Below are 16,154 nucleotides of genomic sequence, written 5' to 3'. Positions count from 1 at the left end.
TTCCTCGCACGACTTTCTGTCACTGCGGTCAAGACCATACGCTCGGTACTCGCAGGCGGGCAAAAACGTTTCTCCCCGAGCACAACCGATGCAGTGGTCAACGTCAGAAACAGGTGACGACATGCGGATAGGTCCCGATTCGGGAATCCACCCCGTGAAACAGAATTCGGCCCAGGGCACCACGGTGACCGCGCTCCCCGACCGGCCGCGATCCGACACCGACACCATCCGGGCGAAGACCCTGCGTGGGCTCATCCTGGCGCGCAGGCTCGACACCGCCCGCCGCGGGCGCGGGTACACCACCCGGAAGCTGGCCGGGGAGATGTCGATGAGCGCGGCGATGGTGAACCGGGTGATGACCGGGCGCCGGGTGCCGACCGCGCTGGAGATCGGTGGGCTGTGCGCGCTGCTGGACATCCGGCCCGACCACCGGCAGGTGCTCTACCGCCTGGCCGCGACCGCCGACCGGACCGACTGGATCATCCGCCACGGCCACGACGGGCCGGACCCGGTGCGCGACCTCGAAGCCCTGGCCACCACCATCACCACCTACGAGCCTGCCCTGCTCCCGGCGGCGCTGCGCACCCCCGCCTACCACCGCGCCACGCGGCAGCCCCGGGAACTCGAACGCTCGGAGCCGGACACCCGGCGCAAGTGCGTGTACCTGGTGCCCGCGCGGGTCCTCGACGACCACGACCTGCCGGGTGAGGTGCGGCGCGCGCAGGTGCGGCACCTGCTCGCCGAGCCGCAGCGGGTCCGGGTCCTGCCGCGCGCCGCTCCGCGCCAGTCCGCGTTCCGGGTGCTGGAGATCGACAACTTCCCGCCGGTCGTCCACATCGAACACCACACGACCAGCATCGTCCTGGAGCGCGCGGATTCCACCGGCGCCACCACGGCGCTGCTGGCCGAGCTGCGCGCACTCGCCCACCCCGAACGGGAGACCACCACGATCCTGCGCGACCTGCTGCCCCTCACCGGAGGTGCCTGACGACAGGCCGCCGGGCACGACCCGGCGTCGTGCCGAAGCGCGGGTGGCAGGCGGGCGGGTCAGGGGACGAGCAGGGTGGCCGGGCCGGGGGTGAGGAAGCCGGAATCCAGTGGGGCGCAACGGACTCCGCCCCGGCCGCGCAGTGCCTTGAAGGCGCCGGGGGCCAGTTGCGTGTCCATCCACCGGCAGGGGTGCGCGGGGCGGTGGGCCTGGAAGCGGATGGGGCCGGAGCCGGTGTCGAGGCTGAACACCGCACCCTCCCGCTCGCGGGTGGCCGCCAAGTCGTCGACCGGGAAGCCGCGCAGGATGATGTTGCGGCGGGTCTTCTCCACCGGCAGGTGGGGCAGGCCCAATTCGGCCGCCACCTCGTCCAGGGCGTCCGCCGAGAACACCGTCACCGAGGCTTGGCGGTGGGCTTCGCGGTTGTGGTAGCGGTCGCCCACCAGGCCGAGGTGCGCGTGCACCTCGGCCCGGGGGACCGACAGCGGGGCCGGGTCCGGGCGCGGTGGCTCGGTGGGTCGGCCCTCGTAGGCGTGGACGGGGGAGACCAGCAGGGCCTCCACCCGCACCGTCAGTCGCCGAGCCAGCCGTGGCCCTCGGCGAGCTTGATCATGGCTCGGCGGACCGCGACGAGCTGGTCGCCGGTGAGGGAGCCGACCGAGCCGAGCAGGGCCTCGGTGACCTCGGCGGAGAACTCGCTCGCCGGGATGAAGTCGCACAGGACCTCGTCGCCGTCGGCGGCCGTGGAGATGCGGGGGGTGCTCGGGGCGGTGTCGGGGCGGCGGACCAGGCTCACGCCGAACGCCTTCGGGCCGCGCGGGCTGTCCTCCACCTCGAACTCGACCACCGAACCCGCGTTGATCAGGTGCTTGTCGAACTCGAGGTCGTTCACGTGCAGGAAGATGTCGTCCCCACCCGCGTCGTTGGCCACGAACCCGTACCCGCGAACCTGGTCGAACTTCACCACTGTGCCTGTCGCCACTTCACCCACCGCATCACGTCAACCGGCGCGGACCCCTGGAACCGGGACCACCGCGCGCCACCCATAAACGAACAAGTGCGCTCATTGTGCCACCAACCTGGTGCGGCGCCACGCGACGGCCAGGAAAGCCACCAGCCCGACGAGCGGCAGGGTGCTCAACGACCAGCTCAGCGCCATCGGCGGGCCGGGCTGGTCGAGCACGTTCAGGGAGGTCAGCGCGCCCTCCCCGGGCCCCTGCGGGCCGTCGACGCGGAACCGGATGGTCCAGTTGCCCGGCGAGTCCAGGGACTTGATGTCCAGGCCCCAGACCTCCAGCTTGCGCGGGTGCCGGGCCATCGGCCGCTGCCGGGCCTCCTTGCCCTGGTCGGGGGCGGTCATCGACAGGGTGCCGGACTTGTCGGCGATGCCGCCGACCGGCGCGAACGTCCAGTCCAGCGACTGCATGGCGCGCACCGGCCAGGCGCTGAACCCGACGTCGAGGGCGTACGGGCCGACCTGGACGCGTTCGGTGTGCACGACGTTGACCGGCTCGTAGGCCTGCGCGAGCGGCGCGGTGGCCAGCACGAGCCCGAGGACGGCGGTGAGGACGGTGATGATCCGGCGCATGATCAGGCCTTCCCGGGGTCGACGAGGCGCAGCATCCGGCCGAAGCGCCAGCCGACGAACCCGGCGAGCAGCCCCAGCACCACACCCGCGACGACGGTGGGCGCCAGGTCGCCGACCGGCGGCACGGCGTAGCCGTAGACCCAGGCGTTCTGCACGCCCTGGAACCCGGCGACCAGCCCACCCGCGAGGGCACCGGCCACCGCGGGCAGCCTGCGGTTGCCCCGCCGGGCGGCCACGGCGAACACCTCGACCAGCGCGGCCACCAGGACCAGACCCATCGGCATCAGCGCGGGCATGACCGGCACACCCCGGATGTAGTCGCGGATCGGCAGGCCGACCGCGTCGGCGTAGACGTGCGTGGCCCACGGGGAGAACCACCAGCCCACGGCCTGGATGATCCCCAGCGCGACGGCCAGGGCGACGGCGAGGCCCGGCTTGCGGGCGAACCCGACCGCGGTGACCACGAGCACGACCATCAGCCAGGACAGCGCGGCGCTGACCGCGTCGACCGGCCCGCCGACGTTGCTGAAGCCCAGCACGACGATCGTGCTGAACGCGGCGAGGATGCCCAGCGAGGTGACGGTGCCGACCCGGCCCCAGGTCTGCCGGTACGCCGCGGCGAACACCATCACGGTGCCCACCAGGGTGGCCATCACCGACAGCAGCAGCCCGATGTGCGGCGGCGAGTCGATCACCGCGTCGAAGCCGTAGAGCCCGTGCCACCACTGGTCCCACAGCCCGTAGAGCAGGAACGACGCGGCGCCGCAACCCGCGACCAGGTAGCCGATGGGGGCGGAGAACACCCGCAGCACCGCGATCGGCCTGCCGCCGACGACCGGGTCCGGGTCGCGGCCCGCGCGCTGACCGGCGGTGGCGGCGAGCACGGCGCCGAGGCTGGCCAGGCCCGCCACCGCGCTGCCCGCGTACAGGAACAGGTGCGGCAGGGTGAAGAACGTGTCCGGGCCGACGTCGGTGTGCCACTGCACGTCCCAGGTCAGCCCGACCAGGGTCAGCAGCGACCCGGTGAGCAGCGCCAGCGCCGTGGGCAGCCCCCGGCTCGCCGTCGCCGCCCCGGTCGCGGTGCGCGGCGCCGCGCCCTCCCGGGTGGTCCCCGGCGCGATCCCCGCTGTCATGTCCCCTGCTGCCATGCCTGCACACCCCTCACTCAACTGCGGACCGCGATAGGGAACACCGCGGCTTCCTGCTTGCCGCCCGAGCGGACCGTCACGGTGATCTCCCAGGTGCCCGCCATCGTCAGCCGGGCGCCGGTGGCCCGGTAGCGGCCGGGCACCCCCTCGGCGGCGGCCGACACGGCGGGTTCGGCGTGCCCCATCTCGGGCATCACCGGTTCGACGGTCACCTCGTCGGCGGACACGGGGGTGCCCGCGGTGTCGGCGACCTCGATGCTCACAGCGCTCTCCCCCACGGTGGTGGGGCCGTCGAACCGCACCCGCAGCGCGTAGCTGTCGGTGCCGCCGCTCAACTCGACCGGTCCGTCCCCGGAACCCAGCCGCCACAGCAGGACCGCGCCCGCGAGCACGGCCACCACGACGAGGGCGAAGACGGTTTTCCCGGTCCGGGTCACGGCGCACCGCCCGGGTCGGCGGGGACGTCGAACACGGCCGGGGCGGTGATCACCCGGTAGCCGCGCTCGGCCTGGAACCACAGCCGGTAGCGGCCGGGCTGGGGGAAGGTGAAGGTGAAGTCCACCTTCGGGTCGTAGGCGGCCACGGTCTCGTCCGGTTCCCCGCCGACCGCGCCGGGCGTCGGCGGCACCATGGCGTGCGCGTGCGCCCACACCGGCGCGGCCACCGCGGCGGCACCGACCGGCGCGTCCGGCGGCAGCGGCCCCACGATGATCAGGTGCCCGCGCATCCCCAGCCACGGTTGAAGATCGGAAGGCCCACCGAAGTCCGCTGCCACCGTCACCGCCCGCCCGGCGACGAGCGGCCCCGAGGAGACGTCCACGGTCGCGCCGTCGGCCTGCCGGGGCCCGACACCCGGGACCACCGTGGACACCGCGGGGTCGCCCGCGACGTCGAGCGTCGCCCGCACCTCCTGGACGCCCGCTCCGGCGCGGGAGAGCTCGGCGGAGAGCCCGAACCGGCCGCCCTCGCCCGGGGTGAAGGTCGCCGCGTAGTGCCCCGGCCGCACCCGCACCGGGTGCACGTGGGTCAGCACACCGGACGGGCTCACCAGCACCAGGTGCACGAACGCGGCGTGCTGCACGCGCAGGTCGTCCACCGGCCGCCCGGTCGACGCGTCGGTCAGGTCCACCGCCAGCGCCACCGGCGCCCCGGCCCGCGCGTCGACCGCCCGCACGGCCATGTTGACCGGCGGCCGACTCCCGTCCAACGGCGGCGCGGCGACGGGGACCGACGAGGACAGCAACGCCGCCGTCACCGCGACGGTGACCGCCACGACCAACCCCGCCACCGCCAGCACGGTCCCGCGCCCCACCCCCGTCCGCAGCGCGAAACCCAGCGCCAGCAACAGGAACAGCCCCGCGGCGACGAACCCGCCGTAGGTGAACCGCTCCCACGCGGGCGTCACGCGCTCGGGCACGGTGAACGGGATGCGCGCGGTGTTCACCCCGTCGTCGAGCTCCAACTCCCACGGCCCGAACCGGTCGACCGACAGGGTGGCGGAGGTGGCCCCCGGCCCGCCGACGCGCACAGCGGTCTCACCGAACACCCGCCCACCAGCGGGAACCACCCGCAACCGCAACTCCCCCGCCGCGGTCCCCACGTGCCCCACGACGTCCACCGAAACCGGCGCGGGAGCCCCGTCGACCCGCCGCACCACCACGGTCAACTCACGATCCCCCAACGTCTGCGCGACGTGCAGGTCGCCCCCGACCGGCCCCCCATCGGCCCACGCGGCGGGCGCCGCCCCACCCAGGAGCAGCACCAACGCCGCGACCACCCATCCCCGCACACCCGAGCACGCTACCGACCTGCACCGACAGTTTCGTCCCGTCACCAGGGGATCTCCCACTCCCCCGTTCGGGGGACAACCCCTCAGGGCCTGAGTGGGAACCGGCTCAGGGCCTGCGGACCAAACCGTGCCGGTGGGCGTAGACGACGGCGTGCACGCGGTCGCGCAGGCCGAGTTTCGACAGGACGCGGGAGACGTGGGTCTTGACCGTTTCCTCGCCGATGTGGAGTTCGGCGGCGATCTCGGCGTTGCTCAGGGCGTCGGCGACCAGCAGCAGCACCTCCTGCTCGCGGACGGTGAGGCGGTCGGGGGCGGCGAGGCCGGGGGCGGGGGCGAGGCTGGCGGTGAAGCGGGCGACCAGCCTGCGGGTGACCGAGGGATCGATGAGGGCGTCACCCCGGGCGGCCACGCGGACGGCGGAGGCCAGCTCCTCCGGGGGCAGGCTCTTGAGCAGGAAGCCGCTGGCGCCGAGGCTGAGGGCGCGGTAGATGTACTCGTCGAGGTCGTAGGTGGTGAGGACGAGGACCCGGGTGCGGTTGCCGGGGGCGGCAAGAATGGCCTCGGCGGCGGACAGGCCGTCCAGCCGGGGCATCCGGACGTCGAGGACGACCACGTCGGGGCGCAGCCGGGCGACCTCGCGGACGGCGGCGGCGCCGTCGCCGACCTCGCCGACGCACTCCAGGTCGGCCTGGGTGTCGAGGACGGCGCGCATCCCCGAGCGGAACATGGCGTGGTCGTCGGCGAGCAGGACGCGGACGGTCACCTGGCCTCCAGGGGGACGGTGACCCGCACGACCCACCGGCCGCCGTCGGGGCCGCAGGTGACCGAGGCGCCGAACAGGGCGGCGCGCTGGCGGATGCCGGGCAGGCCGCGGTGGACCTGTACGTCGTCGGGCTCGTCAGGGGTTCGGTGTGCGCGGGCGGGTGGGGCGGCGGTGCCCCCGTGGGCGGGGGTCGCCGCGACACCACGGCCCCCGTGGGCGGACGCGGTGTCGGCACGGTCCGGGCAGGCGGGGTCCGCGGCGGCGCTGCCCACCTGGGCGAGGTCCGCCCGGCCCCCGTGGGCGGGCGCGGCGTCCGGGTGGTCCAGTTCCGCGGTGGCGCGGCCCGCTCGGGCCGCGCGGCCCGTGCGGGTGGGTGGCGCGGGGGCGGGGCGGCGGCCGGGGGGTGCGGCGTCGGGGGGCAGGTCGTTGGCGATGGTGAGCACCACTTCGGTGTCGGTGCGGGTGAGGGTGACCTCGGCGCCTTCGCCGCCGCCGTGGCGCAGGGCGTTGGTCAGGGCCTCCTGGGCCACGCGGTGCAGGGCCACGTCGACCGAGGGCGGCAGGTCCACGGCGACCCCCGTGGTGGTGAGGCGGGTGGGCAGGCCCGCCGCCCGGGTGACGCGGACCAGGTCGTCGAGGTCGTCGAGGCCGGGTTGGCGGGTGGCGGCGTCGCCGTGGTGCAGGAGGTCGAGCATGCGGCGGAGGTCGGCCATGGCGGAGCGGCTGGCGGTCTCCACCGCCGACAGCGAGCGGCCGACCGGGCCGGGTGGGCCGCCGAGGGCGAGGCGGGCCGCGCCCGCGTGCACGCCGATGGCGCTGACGTGGTGGGAGATGACGTCGTGCAGGTCGCGGGCGATGGCGGTGCGCTCCTCGGCGACCGCGCGGCGGACGGCGGCGCGCTCCTCGATGCGGCGGCTGGTCTCGCGCTGCTCGACCTCGGCCTGGTGGCCGCGCCGGGCGGTGGTGTTGCGGCCGACCAACCAGGGCAGGACGACCGTGGTCAGCGCGTGCAGCGCCACCAGCCGCCAGTCGCCGCCCACCTCCGACGGGGGGAAGCCGACGCGGCCGACGAGTGCGCCCACCAGCAGGACGGCGAGCACGACGACCGCTTCGCGGATGCCCAGCCAGGCGCCCGCCCGGTACCCGGCGACGAGCAGGCCGGTCTCGTTGGCGCCCTGGTACCGGCCCAGCCCGGCCAGCATCGCGGGCCCCGCGACCTGCAACGCGGCGTGCGCGGCGGCCACCACCCCGGAGAACCGGGCCGGGGTGGCCAGCGCCAGGTCGGCGAGCACGGTCAGTCCCAGGGCGAGCGGCCCCCACCCGCTGTGTCCGGCGGCCGGACACAGCAGCAGGATGGTGGACGCGTCGGTGACAGCGCAGAGGACGGCGACAACCAGCGACTCCCGGCGCAGCGCGGCTGCTGTGTCCCACACCCGTCCAGCTTCGCACTTCCGCCCCGCGCGGTGGTTCGGTGTCGGGGAATCCGCCCCCGGGCGGCGGTCACCGGTCCGCGTCCCCTCAGAACAGTTCCTCGCCCCACACGACCTCACCCGCGACGGCGGTGGCGCGGACGCCGATCTCCGCCGGGGGCACGTGGTGCGGGTCGGCGGTGAGGACCACCAGGTCCGCGAGCGAGCCGGGGGTGAGCGCGCCCAGGTCGTCCTCCCAGTGGCACGACCAGGCCGCCTCGGTGGTGTAGGCGTGCACGGCGGTGGCCGGGGTGACCGCCTCGGCCGGGCCGACCACCGTGCCCAGCGCGGAGGTGCGGTCGAGCAGGAACTGCATGGCGCGCAGCGGGGCGCCCACGGTGACCGGGCGGTCGGAACTGCCGACCAACCGCACCCCTTCATCCACGAAGGACTGTCCTCTGTAGAGCCAGGGGGCGCGGTGGGCACCCATGATCCGGGCGTAGTCGTCGCCGAAGGACCACAGGAAGGTCGGTTGCAGCACCGGGGTGACGCCCAGGGTGGCGAAGCGGGGGAGCTGGTCGGGGCGGACCAGGCCCGCGTGCTCGATCCGGTGTCGGGCGGTGGGGCGCGGGTGGGTGGTCTGCGCGGCCTCGATCGCGTCCAGGGCGACGTCGACGGCGCGGTCGCCGATGGCGTGCACGGCGAGCTGCCAGCCCGCGCGGTGCCCGTCGACGATCACCGCGCGCAGTTCGTCGGCCGGGGCGTACAGCTCCCCCGCGCCCGCCTCGCCCACGTACGGCTCGGTGAGCGCGGCGGTGCGGGCCATCATGCCGCCGTCGGTGAAGACCTTGAGGGCGCCCAGCGACAGCCGGTCGCCGCCGAAGCCGGTGCGCAGGCCCAGGTCCATCGCCCTCGGGGTGTGGTCGGTGCCGTGCGCGGCGACCGGGCGCAGCAGCGACCCGGCGACCATCAGCCGCACCCGCAGCGGCAGCCTGCCCTGCTCCTCGGCGCGCTGGTAGGCGTCCAGCTCGACCGGGCTGTGCCGGATGAGGCCGCCGCCGATGCCCGCCTCGGCCACCGCCGTGATCCCCTCGGCCAGGCACTGGGTGCCCGCCCGCTCGACGGCGGCGACCAGCTCGCTCAGCGCGTAGGGCTGGCGCAGCTCGCGCACCAGGCCCGCGCCCGCCTCCACCAGCAGGCCGTCGCGGTGGGCGGTCCCGGTGGGCAGCAGGGCCAGCACCGAGGAGTCCACCACGCAGGCGTGCCCGGAGTCGTGCACGAGGTTGACGCGCCGACCGGCGGCCACGGTGTCCAGTTCGGCGGCGGTGACGTGGCGGGCGAGCCTGCGCTGGTCGTAGCCGACGACGTCGACCCACTCCCCCGCCGGGCGGGCCGCGGCGGCGGCGCCGACGGCGGCGAGCAGTTCGGGCACCGAGGTCGCGGCGGCCACCGAGGCGGTCCCGGCGGCCAGCCCGGTCCAGGCCAGGTGCACGTGCGGGTCGACGAAGGCGGGCAGCACCACGGCGCCGCGCAGGTCGACCACCCGGCGCGCGGGCAGGCGGGTGACCTGCTCGTCGAGGCCCACCACGCGACCGCGCCACACGCCCAGCGCCGAGGCGCGCGGTCGGGCCGGGTCCAGGGTGGTGAACCGGCCGCCCACCAAGAGGAGATCGAGCATGCCCACCAGCCTAGGGCGGCGGATTCGCGCCCGGAATGAGCAGTCCACCGGGGACACCCGCGCACTCGGACAATTCGCGGGTGAATGCGGCTCGGGAAAACCCGGCGGGGACGGCCGGTGATCGGCGGAACACAGATCGCGACCCGCACACCGCCATCCGACCGCCGGACCACGTCGAACGGGCGGCGGGAACGGGGACATCAACCGGCGGTATCGAGAGCGACACCGACCGGTGGTATCACCGGGTGGGGTCGAACGGGCAGCGCGATTGCCCGGACCCCGTCCGTTTCACCCGGGTGCGCCGGGGGCGCCGGGGCCCGCCCCACCGGTCCGCCGACACCGGCGGCCGACAACCCGGTGGTCCCGCGCCCCGACCCGCCCCGACCCATTCCGGCCGCCGAACGCGGCCGGGCACAGCTACACCGCCGACAGCCGCCGCTTGCCCGCGTGGGCCTCCTCGAAGGCCTCCACGACCGCGGACGGGATGCGGCCGCGCTCGGAGATCTCGTGGCCGTTCTGCCTGGCCCAGTCGCGGATGGCCTTGGTCTGCTCCTTGCTGCGGACCTCGCCGACTGCCTTGGCGGGCGCCCCGCCGCGGCGGACCCGGCCGCCGGTGCGGCGGGCGGCGTTGACGAACTCGGCCATCTCCTCGCGGAGGCGGGCGGCGTTGGCCTCGTTCAGGTCGATTTCGTAATGCACGCCGTCGAGACTGAACTCGATCGGGCGAATGTCCTCGCCCGGGGAACCGTCCAGATCATCGAACAGTTGCACGATCGTCTTCTGAGCCATGGCACACCTTTTTTGCGGAAACGGGCAGATCCTATCCATTATTGGATCACATCCGAGCCCGCGACGCCATGCACCACCCCGATCAGCGTATCGCCGATCACGGGAATGCCGACCTCGCCACCATTGGTGAGACGCCCGGGAATGCCGGGGCAATTCACGACTCCGGCGCGCTCATCCCGGTGGGCAGCAGGTTGAGCAACCCGCCCGCGGCCCAGATCTCGCGCACGAACTCCCCCGGTGGGACCAGCTCGACCACGGTGCCGTCCGCGCAGGTCAGCGTGGCCGCCACCGGGTCGAGGACCACCCGGGTGCCCGCCTCGACCAGCTCCAGGTCGGCGGGCCGGGCGAAGGTCAGGCAGGGCAGCCCGTTGTTGGTCGCGTTCCGGAAGAAGATCCGCGCGAAGTCGACCGCCACGACCGCCCCCACCTCGTTGAGCTTGATCGCGCGGATGGAGGTCTCCCGGCTGGAACCGCAGCCGAAGTTGCGCCCGGCGACGAACACGTCACCGGGACGCAGGTCGCGGGCGATGGTCGGGTCGTAGCCGTGGAACAGGCCGCGGCGGACCTTGTCCGGGTCGAGGCTGTAGAAGGCGGGCGGGTGGATGACGTCGGTGTTCACGTCGTCGCCGAAGCGCCACACCCGGCCCTCGACGGGTCCGGTCGCGCCGTCGGTTCCGCTGGTCACTGCGCCTCCCGGTAGAGGTCGGGGGTGATCGCCCCGCGCAGGGCCGCGCGGGCCACGGTGCGCGGGGACGCGAGGTAGGTGCGGCTGTCCCAGTGGCCCATCCGGCCCCGGAAGTTGCGGTTGGAACTGGACACGCACACGTCGGCGGCGCCGAGCACGCCCTTGTCGATGCCGCCGCAGGCCCCGCAACTGGAGTGGTTGAACTGGGCGCCCGCCTCGGTCAGCACCTCCACGTACCCGGCGCGCAACGCCTGCTTGAACACCTCGACCGAGGCCGGGATGACCACGAACCGGACATTGGGGTGGACCCGCTTGCCCGCCACCTCCTCGGCCGCGTCGCGGATGTCGGCGAGCCGCCCGCTGGCGCAGGAGCCGAGGAACGCCGAGGTGATCTCGGTGGGTTCCAGCTCGGCGACCGGCACCACGTTGCCCGGCGACCACGGCTTGGCCACCCGGGCGGTGAGGTCGGTCAGGTCCAGCTCGATCACCCGCTCGTACCCCGCGTCGGCGTCCGGGCGGACCGGGGTGCCCAGGAGCGGTTCGCCGGGACCCAGGCCGTCGCGGTCGCGGCAGTGGGCCTCGGTGACCTCGTCGGCGGCGAACACGCCGAACTTGGCGCCGATCTCCACCGCCATGTTGGAGATGGCGAACCGGTCGTCCTGCGGCAGCCGAGTGCTGGTCTCGTCGTGGAACTCCAGGCTGCGGTACTGCGCGCCGCCCTCGCCGAGCACCCGCAGCAGCTCCAGGACGATGTCGCGGCCACCGGACTCCGGTGGCAGCGCGCCGGTGAAGCGGACGGCGATGGTGGGTGGCAGCCGCAGCCAGGTGGTGCCGGTGGCCAGGGTGAACAGGATGTCGGTGGCGCCCATGCCGGTGGCGCAGGTGTTGACCGCGCCCGCCATGATCGTGTGGCTGTCGGCGCCGACGATCAGCCCGCCCGGCTGGCACAGCCGGTGCTCGACCAGCAACTGGTGGCAGATCCCCTTGTCCAGCATCAGGTTCGGCATGTCCAGCCCGCGCGCCCAGCCGAGGAACTTGTTGGAGATGTCGGCCCGTTCGGCGGTGGCGGGCGGGGCGAAGTGGTCGTTGGTCAGCAGCACCTTCGACTTGTCCCAGATGGACAGTCCACGCCGCTCGAAGTCGTCGATCAGCAGGGCGGTGGTGGCGTCGTGGCCGAGCACGGCGTCCACCGACACCCGGCGGAACAGCGCCGACCGGTCCTCGTCGAGGCTGTGCGCGTCGATGATGATGTCGGAGATGGTCCGCCCGCTCACGACTGCGCTCCCGCGATCCGGTGGTACTCGGCGACCACGACGTCGGGGGACACGCCCGCCAGCGCGGTGGCGACGAACCGCTCCTTGGCCGCGTGCGCGGCGTCGTGCCCGGACTTGTCCCAGCCATCCACAGTGGACTTGACGGTGTCCAGCAGGCGGCGGGCGGTGTCGTCGTCGACGTCGGTGGCGGTGCCGGTGCGGCGCAGCACCTCGCGCACCAGCGAGGTGCCGGAGTGCTTGCCCAGCACGTACCCGCGCTCGGCGCCGACCCAGGACGGTGGCAGCACCTCGTAGCTGCGCACGTCCTTGAGCATGCTGTCCACGTGCAGCCCGGACTCGTGCCGGTAGACGTTGCCGCCGGTCACCGGTTTCGTCGCGGCCATGTGGATGCCGCTGATCCGCTCGACGAGGCGGGACAGGCGGGGCAGCGCGGTGGCGTCCACCCCGTGCTCGACGCCGTGCAGGTGGGTCAGCGAGGCCAGGCACTCGGCCAGGTCGGCGTTGCCCGCGCGCTCGCCGATGCCGTTGACCGTGCAGGTGATCGCGCGGGCCCCGCCCTCCACCGCGGCCAGGGTGTTGGCGGTGGCCAGGCCGTAGTCGTTGTGGGTGTGCGCGCAGATGTCGATGGCCGGGTCGAGCCGCTCGGCCAGGGTGCGCACCAGCGCGCGCATCGACCCCGGGTGCGCGCAGCCCACCGAGTCGGCGAGGATCAGCCGCGACACCTCCCCGGGCAGGCAGACCTCGTCGACCAGCCGGGCCATGTGCTCGGGGGAGGCGCGGGTGGCGTCCTCGAAGACGATGTTGAGGCCCATGCCGTTGCCGAGCACCTCGTCCACCCCGGCGCGCATGATCCGCGCCGCCTGGTCGCGGGTGATGCCCAGCGTCTCGCGCAGCCGCAGGTCGCTGGTGGGCATGAACAGGAAGACCTCGTCGGCCTGGGCCTTGCGGGCCGCGGCGATGTCCTGCTGCACCGGTCGGGCGGTGGCGCCCACCGCCGCGGCGATGCCCGCCTGCCGCATCCCCTGCAGGGCCTCGACGTCGGCGCCGGAGGACGCCGGGAAGCCCGCGTCGAGCACCAGCACCCCCGCCTCGGAGAGCAGGGTGGCCAACTCGACCTTCTCGGCGACGGTGAACCAGACGCCCGGGGTCTGCTCGCCGTCGCGCAGCGTGCAGTCGATGACGTCCACCGCGGCGGGCATCAGGGGACCGGGGTCCGCCGGTCCCGGGTGGGCGGCGGTGTCCTGGGGTGGCTGGGCGAGGTCGTCGGTGTCCACGTGGAACGAACCCTTCTCGATGGGAACCGGTTCTGCTCGGTCACGGACCCCCCAGGGAACCGGCCGCCGCGCGGTGCCACCCCAGCAAGCGGCGCTCGACGGCCAGCAACGCGGTGTTGAGGGCGTAGCCGAACACGCCCAGCACCACCAGGACCGCCCACAGGGCGGCGAAGTCGAACTTGTTCTGCGCGTCGCGCAGTTGCGCGCCGAGCCCGCCGTTCGGGGCGAACAGCTCGGCGACCACCACCAGCACCAGCGCCTGCGACAGGCTGACCCGCAGCCCGGCGAACACCTTGGGCAGCGCGGCGGGCAGCACCACCCCGAACAGCCGGACCGACCACGGCACCCGGTACACCAGCGCGGTCTCCACCTGCACCGGGTCCACCGAGCGCACCCCGTCCACGGTCGCCAGCAGCACCGCCCACACCGCGCCGAACACGACCACGGTCAACACCATCCGCGTGCCCAACGTGGTCAGCAGCACGAACACCGGCACCAGCGCGGGCAGCGGCAGCGACCGGAAGAACGCGAACACCGGCCCCGCGGCGACGCTCGCCGACCGCGAGAGCCCCAGCAGCGTGCCGAGCGCGACGCCGAGCAGCGAGGCCAGCGCCCACCCGCCGACGACCCGGCCCAGGCTGGCCAGCGGCCCGTCGACCACGGCCCCGGTGGGGAACCCCCCGGTGAACCACAGGCGCAGCGCGGTGTCCAGGATCTCCGCCGGGGCCGGGAAGAACGGGTGGTACGCGGCGGCGGCGACCCACTGCCACACCCCGACCACGGCGGCGAAGAACCCCCAGCGCAGCGCGAACGCCGCCACCCCCGCGCCGCACCGGGCGCGCGGCGACCGCACCGCCGTGGTCGCGCTCATCCCGCGCCCACCTCGGCGCCGCGCCAACCGAACCAGCGGACCTGCGCCCGCTCCAGGCCCTCGTTGATCAGGTACCCGAGCACCCCGGCGACCACCACCGCGGCCAGCACCCGGTCCATCCTGGTGGCCCCGCTGGAGGCCAGGAGGATGAACTCGCCGATGCCGCCGCTGGTGCCGGTCAGCATCTCCACGCCGACGAGCACCGACAGCGCGATCGCGGCGGACAGCCGCACCCCGGTCAGCACGAACGGCGCCACGCTGGGCAGCGCGACCCGCAGCGCCACCCGCGACCGGCTGAGCCCGAACGCCCTGGCGGTGTCCACGAGCAGCGGCTCCACCTCGTCGTAGGCGTACATGGTGGTGAACAGGACCGGCCAGAGCGCGGCGAAGGCGGTCAGGCCGATCTTGGTCTCCGGTCCGCCGCCGACGGCCACCACCGCCAGCGGGACCATCGCCACGGTGGGGATGGGCCGGAGGAACTCGACCACCGCCCGGCTCGCGGCGCGGGCCAGCGGGCGGGCGGCGAGCAGCAGGCCGAGCGGGACCGCGACCACCGTGGCGATCAGCAGCCCGATCGCCCAGGACAGCACGGTCGCGACGACCCCGAGCAGGAACTCCGGGTCCCCCAGCAGGTGCACGACCTGCGGGAACACCTGGCTGGGCGGGGGGAGGTACCCGTCCAGGAACAGCCCGGAGCGGCCCGCGGCCTCCCATACCAGGAGGACGCAGGCCGCTCCGCAGACCCGCAGCAGGGCGTCGCGCACGCGCTCAGCCCGCGGGGGTGGCCAGCACCATCGGCTTGATGTCGAACGGCTCGGCGATCAGGCCGAACTCCTTGAGCAGGTCCGGGACCCGCTGCAACCGGGTGACGTCGGTGGTGATCGGGTAGTCCGGCAGGTGCAGCACCGGGCCGATCTCCGGCTTGACGTTCGCGTTCTGGATCAGCGCCTGGCGCACGGCGTCGTCACCGGAGCGGGTGGCCGCCTCGCGGTGGGCCTTCTCCACCCCGCGCTGGAAGGCGGCGACGGTCTTGGGGTACTGCTGGGTGGTCTTCTCCAGCGCGGCGTAGCCGTTGAGCGCGATGCCCTCCAGCCGCCCGGTCATGGGCTGGAAGACCGTCCACACCCCGAGCTGCGCCTGGGCGATGGAGAGGAACGGCTCGACCAGGAACGCCGCGTCGATCTCGCCGGTGCCCAGCTTGGGCAGCATGTCCGGGAACTTCATCTGCTGCCACTGGATGCCCGCGGTATCGGCCTTGGCCGCCTTCATGCCCGCCAGCACGGCCAGGTCGGCCATGCTGCCGGTGGAGGTCACCGCGATCTTCTTGCCCTGCAGGTCGGCCGGGCTGCGCAGCGGGGAGTTCTTGGCCACCACCACCGCGGTGGTGTCCGGCTTGGCCGCCGAGGCGTCCGCGACGACCTTGATGTTCGTCGCGCCGCGGCCCTTCTGCTGCGCCTGCACCAGCAGCGGGTAGCTGGCGAAGGCGAAGTCCACGTCGCCGCCGAGCAGGCTGGTGATCACGTCACCGCCGCCGCCCTTGGTCACGAACTCGACCTCGATGCCCTGCTCGGTGAAGTAGCCCTGGGTCTTGGCCACCCACAGCGGCGCCATGTCGGTCGACGGGATGATCGCGACCCGGACCGTGGCCTTCTCGACCGGGCCGGTCGACGACCCGGCGTCGGCGTCGTCGGAGCCGCCGAGCAGCCCGCAACCGGACGCCACCAGGGCCACCGCGGTCACCGCGGCACCCGCCCGCAGCGTCCGGAACAGCCCGCGGGACCGGGCACCGTGCCCGGGGGAGCCGCCGCTTTGCACCACCGTTTGCTCCTCACATGGGAAGACTCATCGACTCGCCGAAACGTGGGTGCGTTCTCCACGCGGCCCAGGGGACTTTAGTC

General features: G+C 74.0%; 17 protein-coding genes. 1 reads left to right on the top strand and 16 read right to left on the bottom strand.

From position 1 onward, the window contains the following. The first annotated feature begins 154 nt into the window (after nt 1–154). Nucleotides 155–988, top strand: coding sequence for a helix-turn-helix domain-containing protein (locus DFQ13_RS31710; protein WP_181400246.1), 834 nt, complete (start codon nt 155–157; stop codon nt 986–988). A gap of 59 nt (nt 989–1,047) precedes the next feature. Here the strand turns inward: DFQ13_RS31710 and DFQ13_RS31705 are convergent, their stop codons facing one another. The 16 genes from DFQ13_RS31705 to DFQ13_RS31630 form a co-directional block, all read right to left on the bottom strand. After that, a complete protein-coding gene (locus DFQ13_RS31705; RefSeq protein ID WP_233438673.1) occupies nt 1,048–1,557 on the bottom strand; it encodes an MOSC domain-containing protein in 510 nt (169 codons plus the stop codon). A gap of 2 nt (nt 1,558–1,559) precedes the next feature. After that, a complete protein-coding gene (locus tag DFQ13_RS31700; RefSeq protein ID WP_035286160.1) occupies nt 1,560–1,970 on the bottom strand; it encodes a cold-shock protein in 411 nt (136 codons plus the stop codon). An 81-nt stretch (nt 1,971–2,051) separates the two neighbouring features. Beyond that, nucleotides 2,052–2,576, bottom strand: coding sequence for a hypothetical protein (locus DFQ13_RS31695; protein WP_110082465.1), 525 nt, complete (start codon nt 2,574–2,576; stop codon nt 2,052–2,054). Nucleotides 2,577–2,578: 2 nt separating this feature from the next. Continuing rightward, a complete protein-coding gene (locus DFQ13_RS31690; protein WP_233438672.1) occupies nt 2,579–3,724 on the bottom strand; it encodes a hypothetical protein in 1,146 nt (381 codons plus the stop codon). 17 nt (nt 3,725–3,741) lie between these two features. After that, nucleotides 3,742–4,161 carry a FixH family protein gene (locus DFQ13_RS31685; protein ID WP_181400245.1) on the bottom strand — a complete coding sequence of 140 codons (420 nt, stop codon included), beginning with the start codon at nt 4,159–4,161 and terminating at the stop codon, nt 3,742–3,744. Continuing rightward, nucleotides 4,158–5,513 (bottom strand): hypothetical protein, encoded by a 1,356-nt coding sequence (locus DFQ13_RS34280; protein ID WP_233427807.1) that lies wholly within the window; start codon nt 5,511–5,513, stop codon nt 4,158–4,160. Before DFQ13_RS34280 ends, DFQ13_RS31685 begins: the two co-directional genes overlap by 4 nt. A gap of 106 nt (nt 5,514–5,619) precedes the next feature. Then, the gene (locus DFQ13_RS31675) at nt 5,620–6,276 is read right to left on the bottom strand and encodes a response regulator (RefSeq protein ID WP_084176162.1); all 657 of its coding nucleotides are present in this window, start codon (nt 6,274–6,276) and stop codon (nt 5,620–5,622) included. Continuing rightward, complete coding sequence (locus tag DFQ13_RS31670; RefSeq protein WP_110082463.1) at nt 6,273–7,709, bottom strand: sensor histidine kinase; 1,437 nt, start codon at nt 7,707–7,709, stop codon at nt 6,273–6,275. Before DFQ13_RS31670 ends, DFQ13_RS31675 begins: the two co-directional genes overlap by 4 nt. A gap of 85 nt (nt 7,710–7,794) precedes the next feature. Next, complete coding sequence (locus DFQ13_RS31665) at nt 7,795–9,363, bottom strand: amidohydrolase (RefSeq protein WP_110082462.1); 1,569 nt, start codon at nt 9,361–9,363, stop codon at nt 7,795–7,797. Nucleotides 9,364–9,780: 417 nt separating this feature from the next. Beyond that, the gene (locus DFQ13_RS31660) at nt 9,781–10,152 is read right to left on the bottom strand and encodes a histone-like nucleoid-structuring protein Lsr2 (protein WP_110082461.1); all 372 of its coding nucleotides are present in this window, start codon (nt 10,150–10,152) and stop codon (nt 9,781–9,783) included. A gap of 154 nt (nt 10,153–10,306) precedes the next feature. Beyond that, nucleotides 10,307–10,837, bottom strand: coding sequence for a LeuD/DmdB family oxidoreductase small subunit (locus DFQ13_RS31655; protein WP_052021527.1), 531 nt, complete (start codon nt 10,835–10,837; stop codon nt 10,307–10,309). Beyond that, entirely contained in the window at nt 10,834–12,111 is a 1,278-nt protein-coding gene (locus DFQ13_RS31650; protein WP_110082460.1) for a 3-isopropylmalate dehydratase large subunit, read from the bottom strand. The genes DFQ13_RS31655 and DFQ13_RS31650 overlap by 4 nt, the downstream gene beginning before the upstream one ends. Next, complete coding sequence (locus tag DFQ13_RS31645; RefSeq protein ID WP_110082459.1) at nt 12,108–13,385, bottom strand: LeuA family protein; 1,278 nt, start codon at nt 13,383–13,385, stop codon at nt 12,108–12,110. The genes DFQ13_RS31650 and DFQ13_RS31645 overlap by 4 nt, the downstream gene beginning before the upstream one ends. Before the next feature lie 40 nt (nt 13,386–13,425). After that, on the bottom strand, nt 13,426–14,256 hold the full coding sequence (locus DFQ13_RS31640; RefSeq protein ID WP_110082458.1) for an ABC transporter permease: 831 nt from the start codon (nt 14,254–14,256) through the stop codon (nt 13,426–13,428). Beyond that, nucleotides 14,253–15,020, bottom strand: coding sequence for an ABC transporter permease (locus DFQ13_RS31635; RefSeq protein ID WP_052021532.1), 768 nt, complete (start codon nt 15,018–15,020; stop codon nt 14,253–14,255). The genes DFQ13_RS31640 and DFQ13_RS31635 overlap by 4 nt, the downstream gene beginning before the upstream one ends. 4 nt (nt 15,021–15,024) lie before the next feature. After that, entirely contained in the window at nt 15,025–16,074 is a 1,050-nt protein-coding gene (locus DFQ13_RS31630) for an ABC transporter substrate-binding protein (protein WP_052021534.1), read from the bottom strand. Between the last annotated feature and the right edge of the window lie 80 nt (nt 16,075–16,154).

This window comes from Actinokineospora spheciospongiae, from assembly GCF_003182415.1.
Lineage (GTDB): Bacteria > Actinomycetota > Actinomycetes > Mycobacteriales > Pseudonocardiaceae > Actinokineospora > Actinokineospora spheciospongiae.
This window is presented reverse-complemented; position numbering and strand designations above follow the sequence as displayed.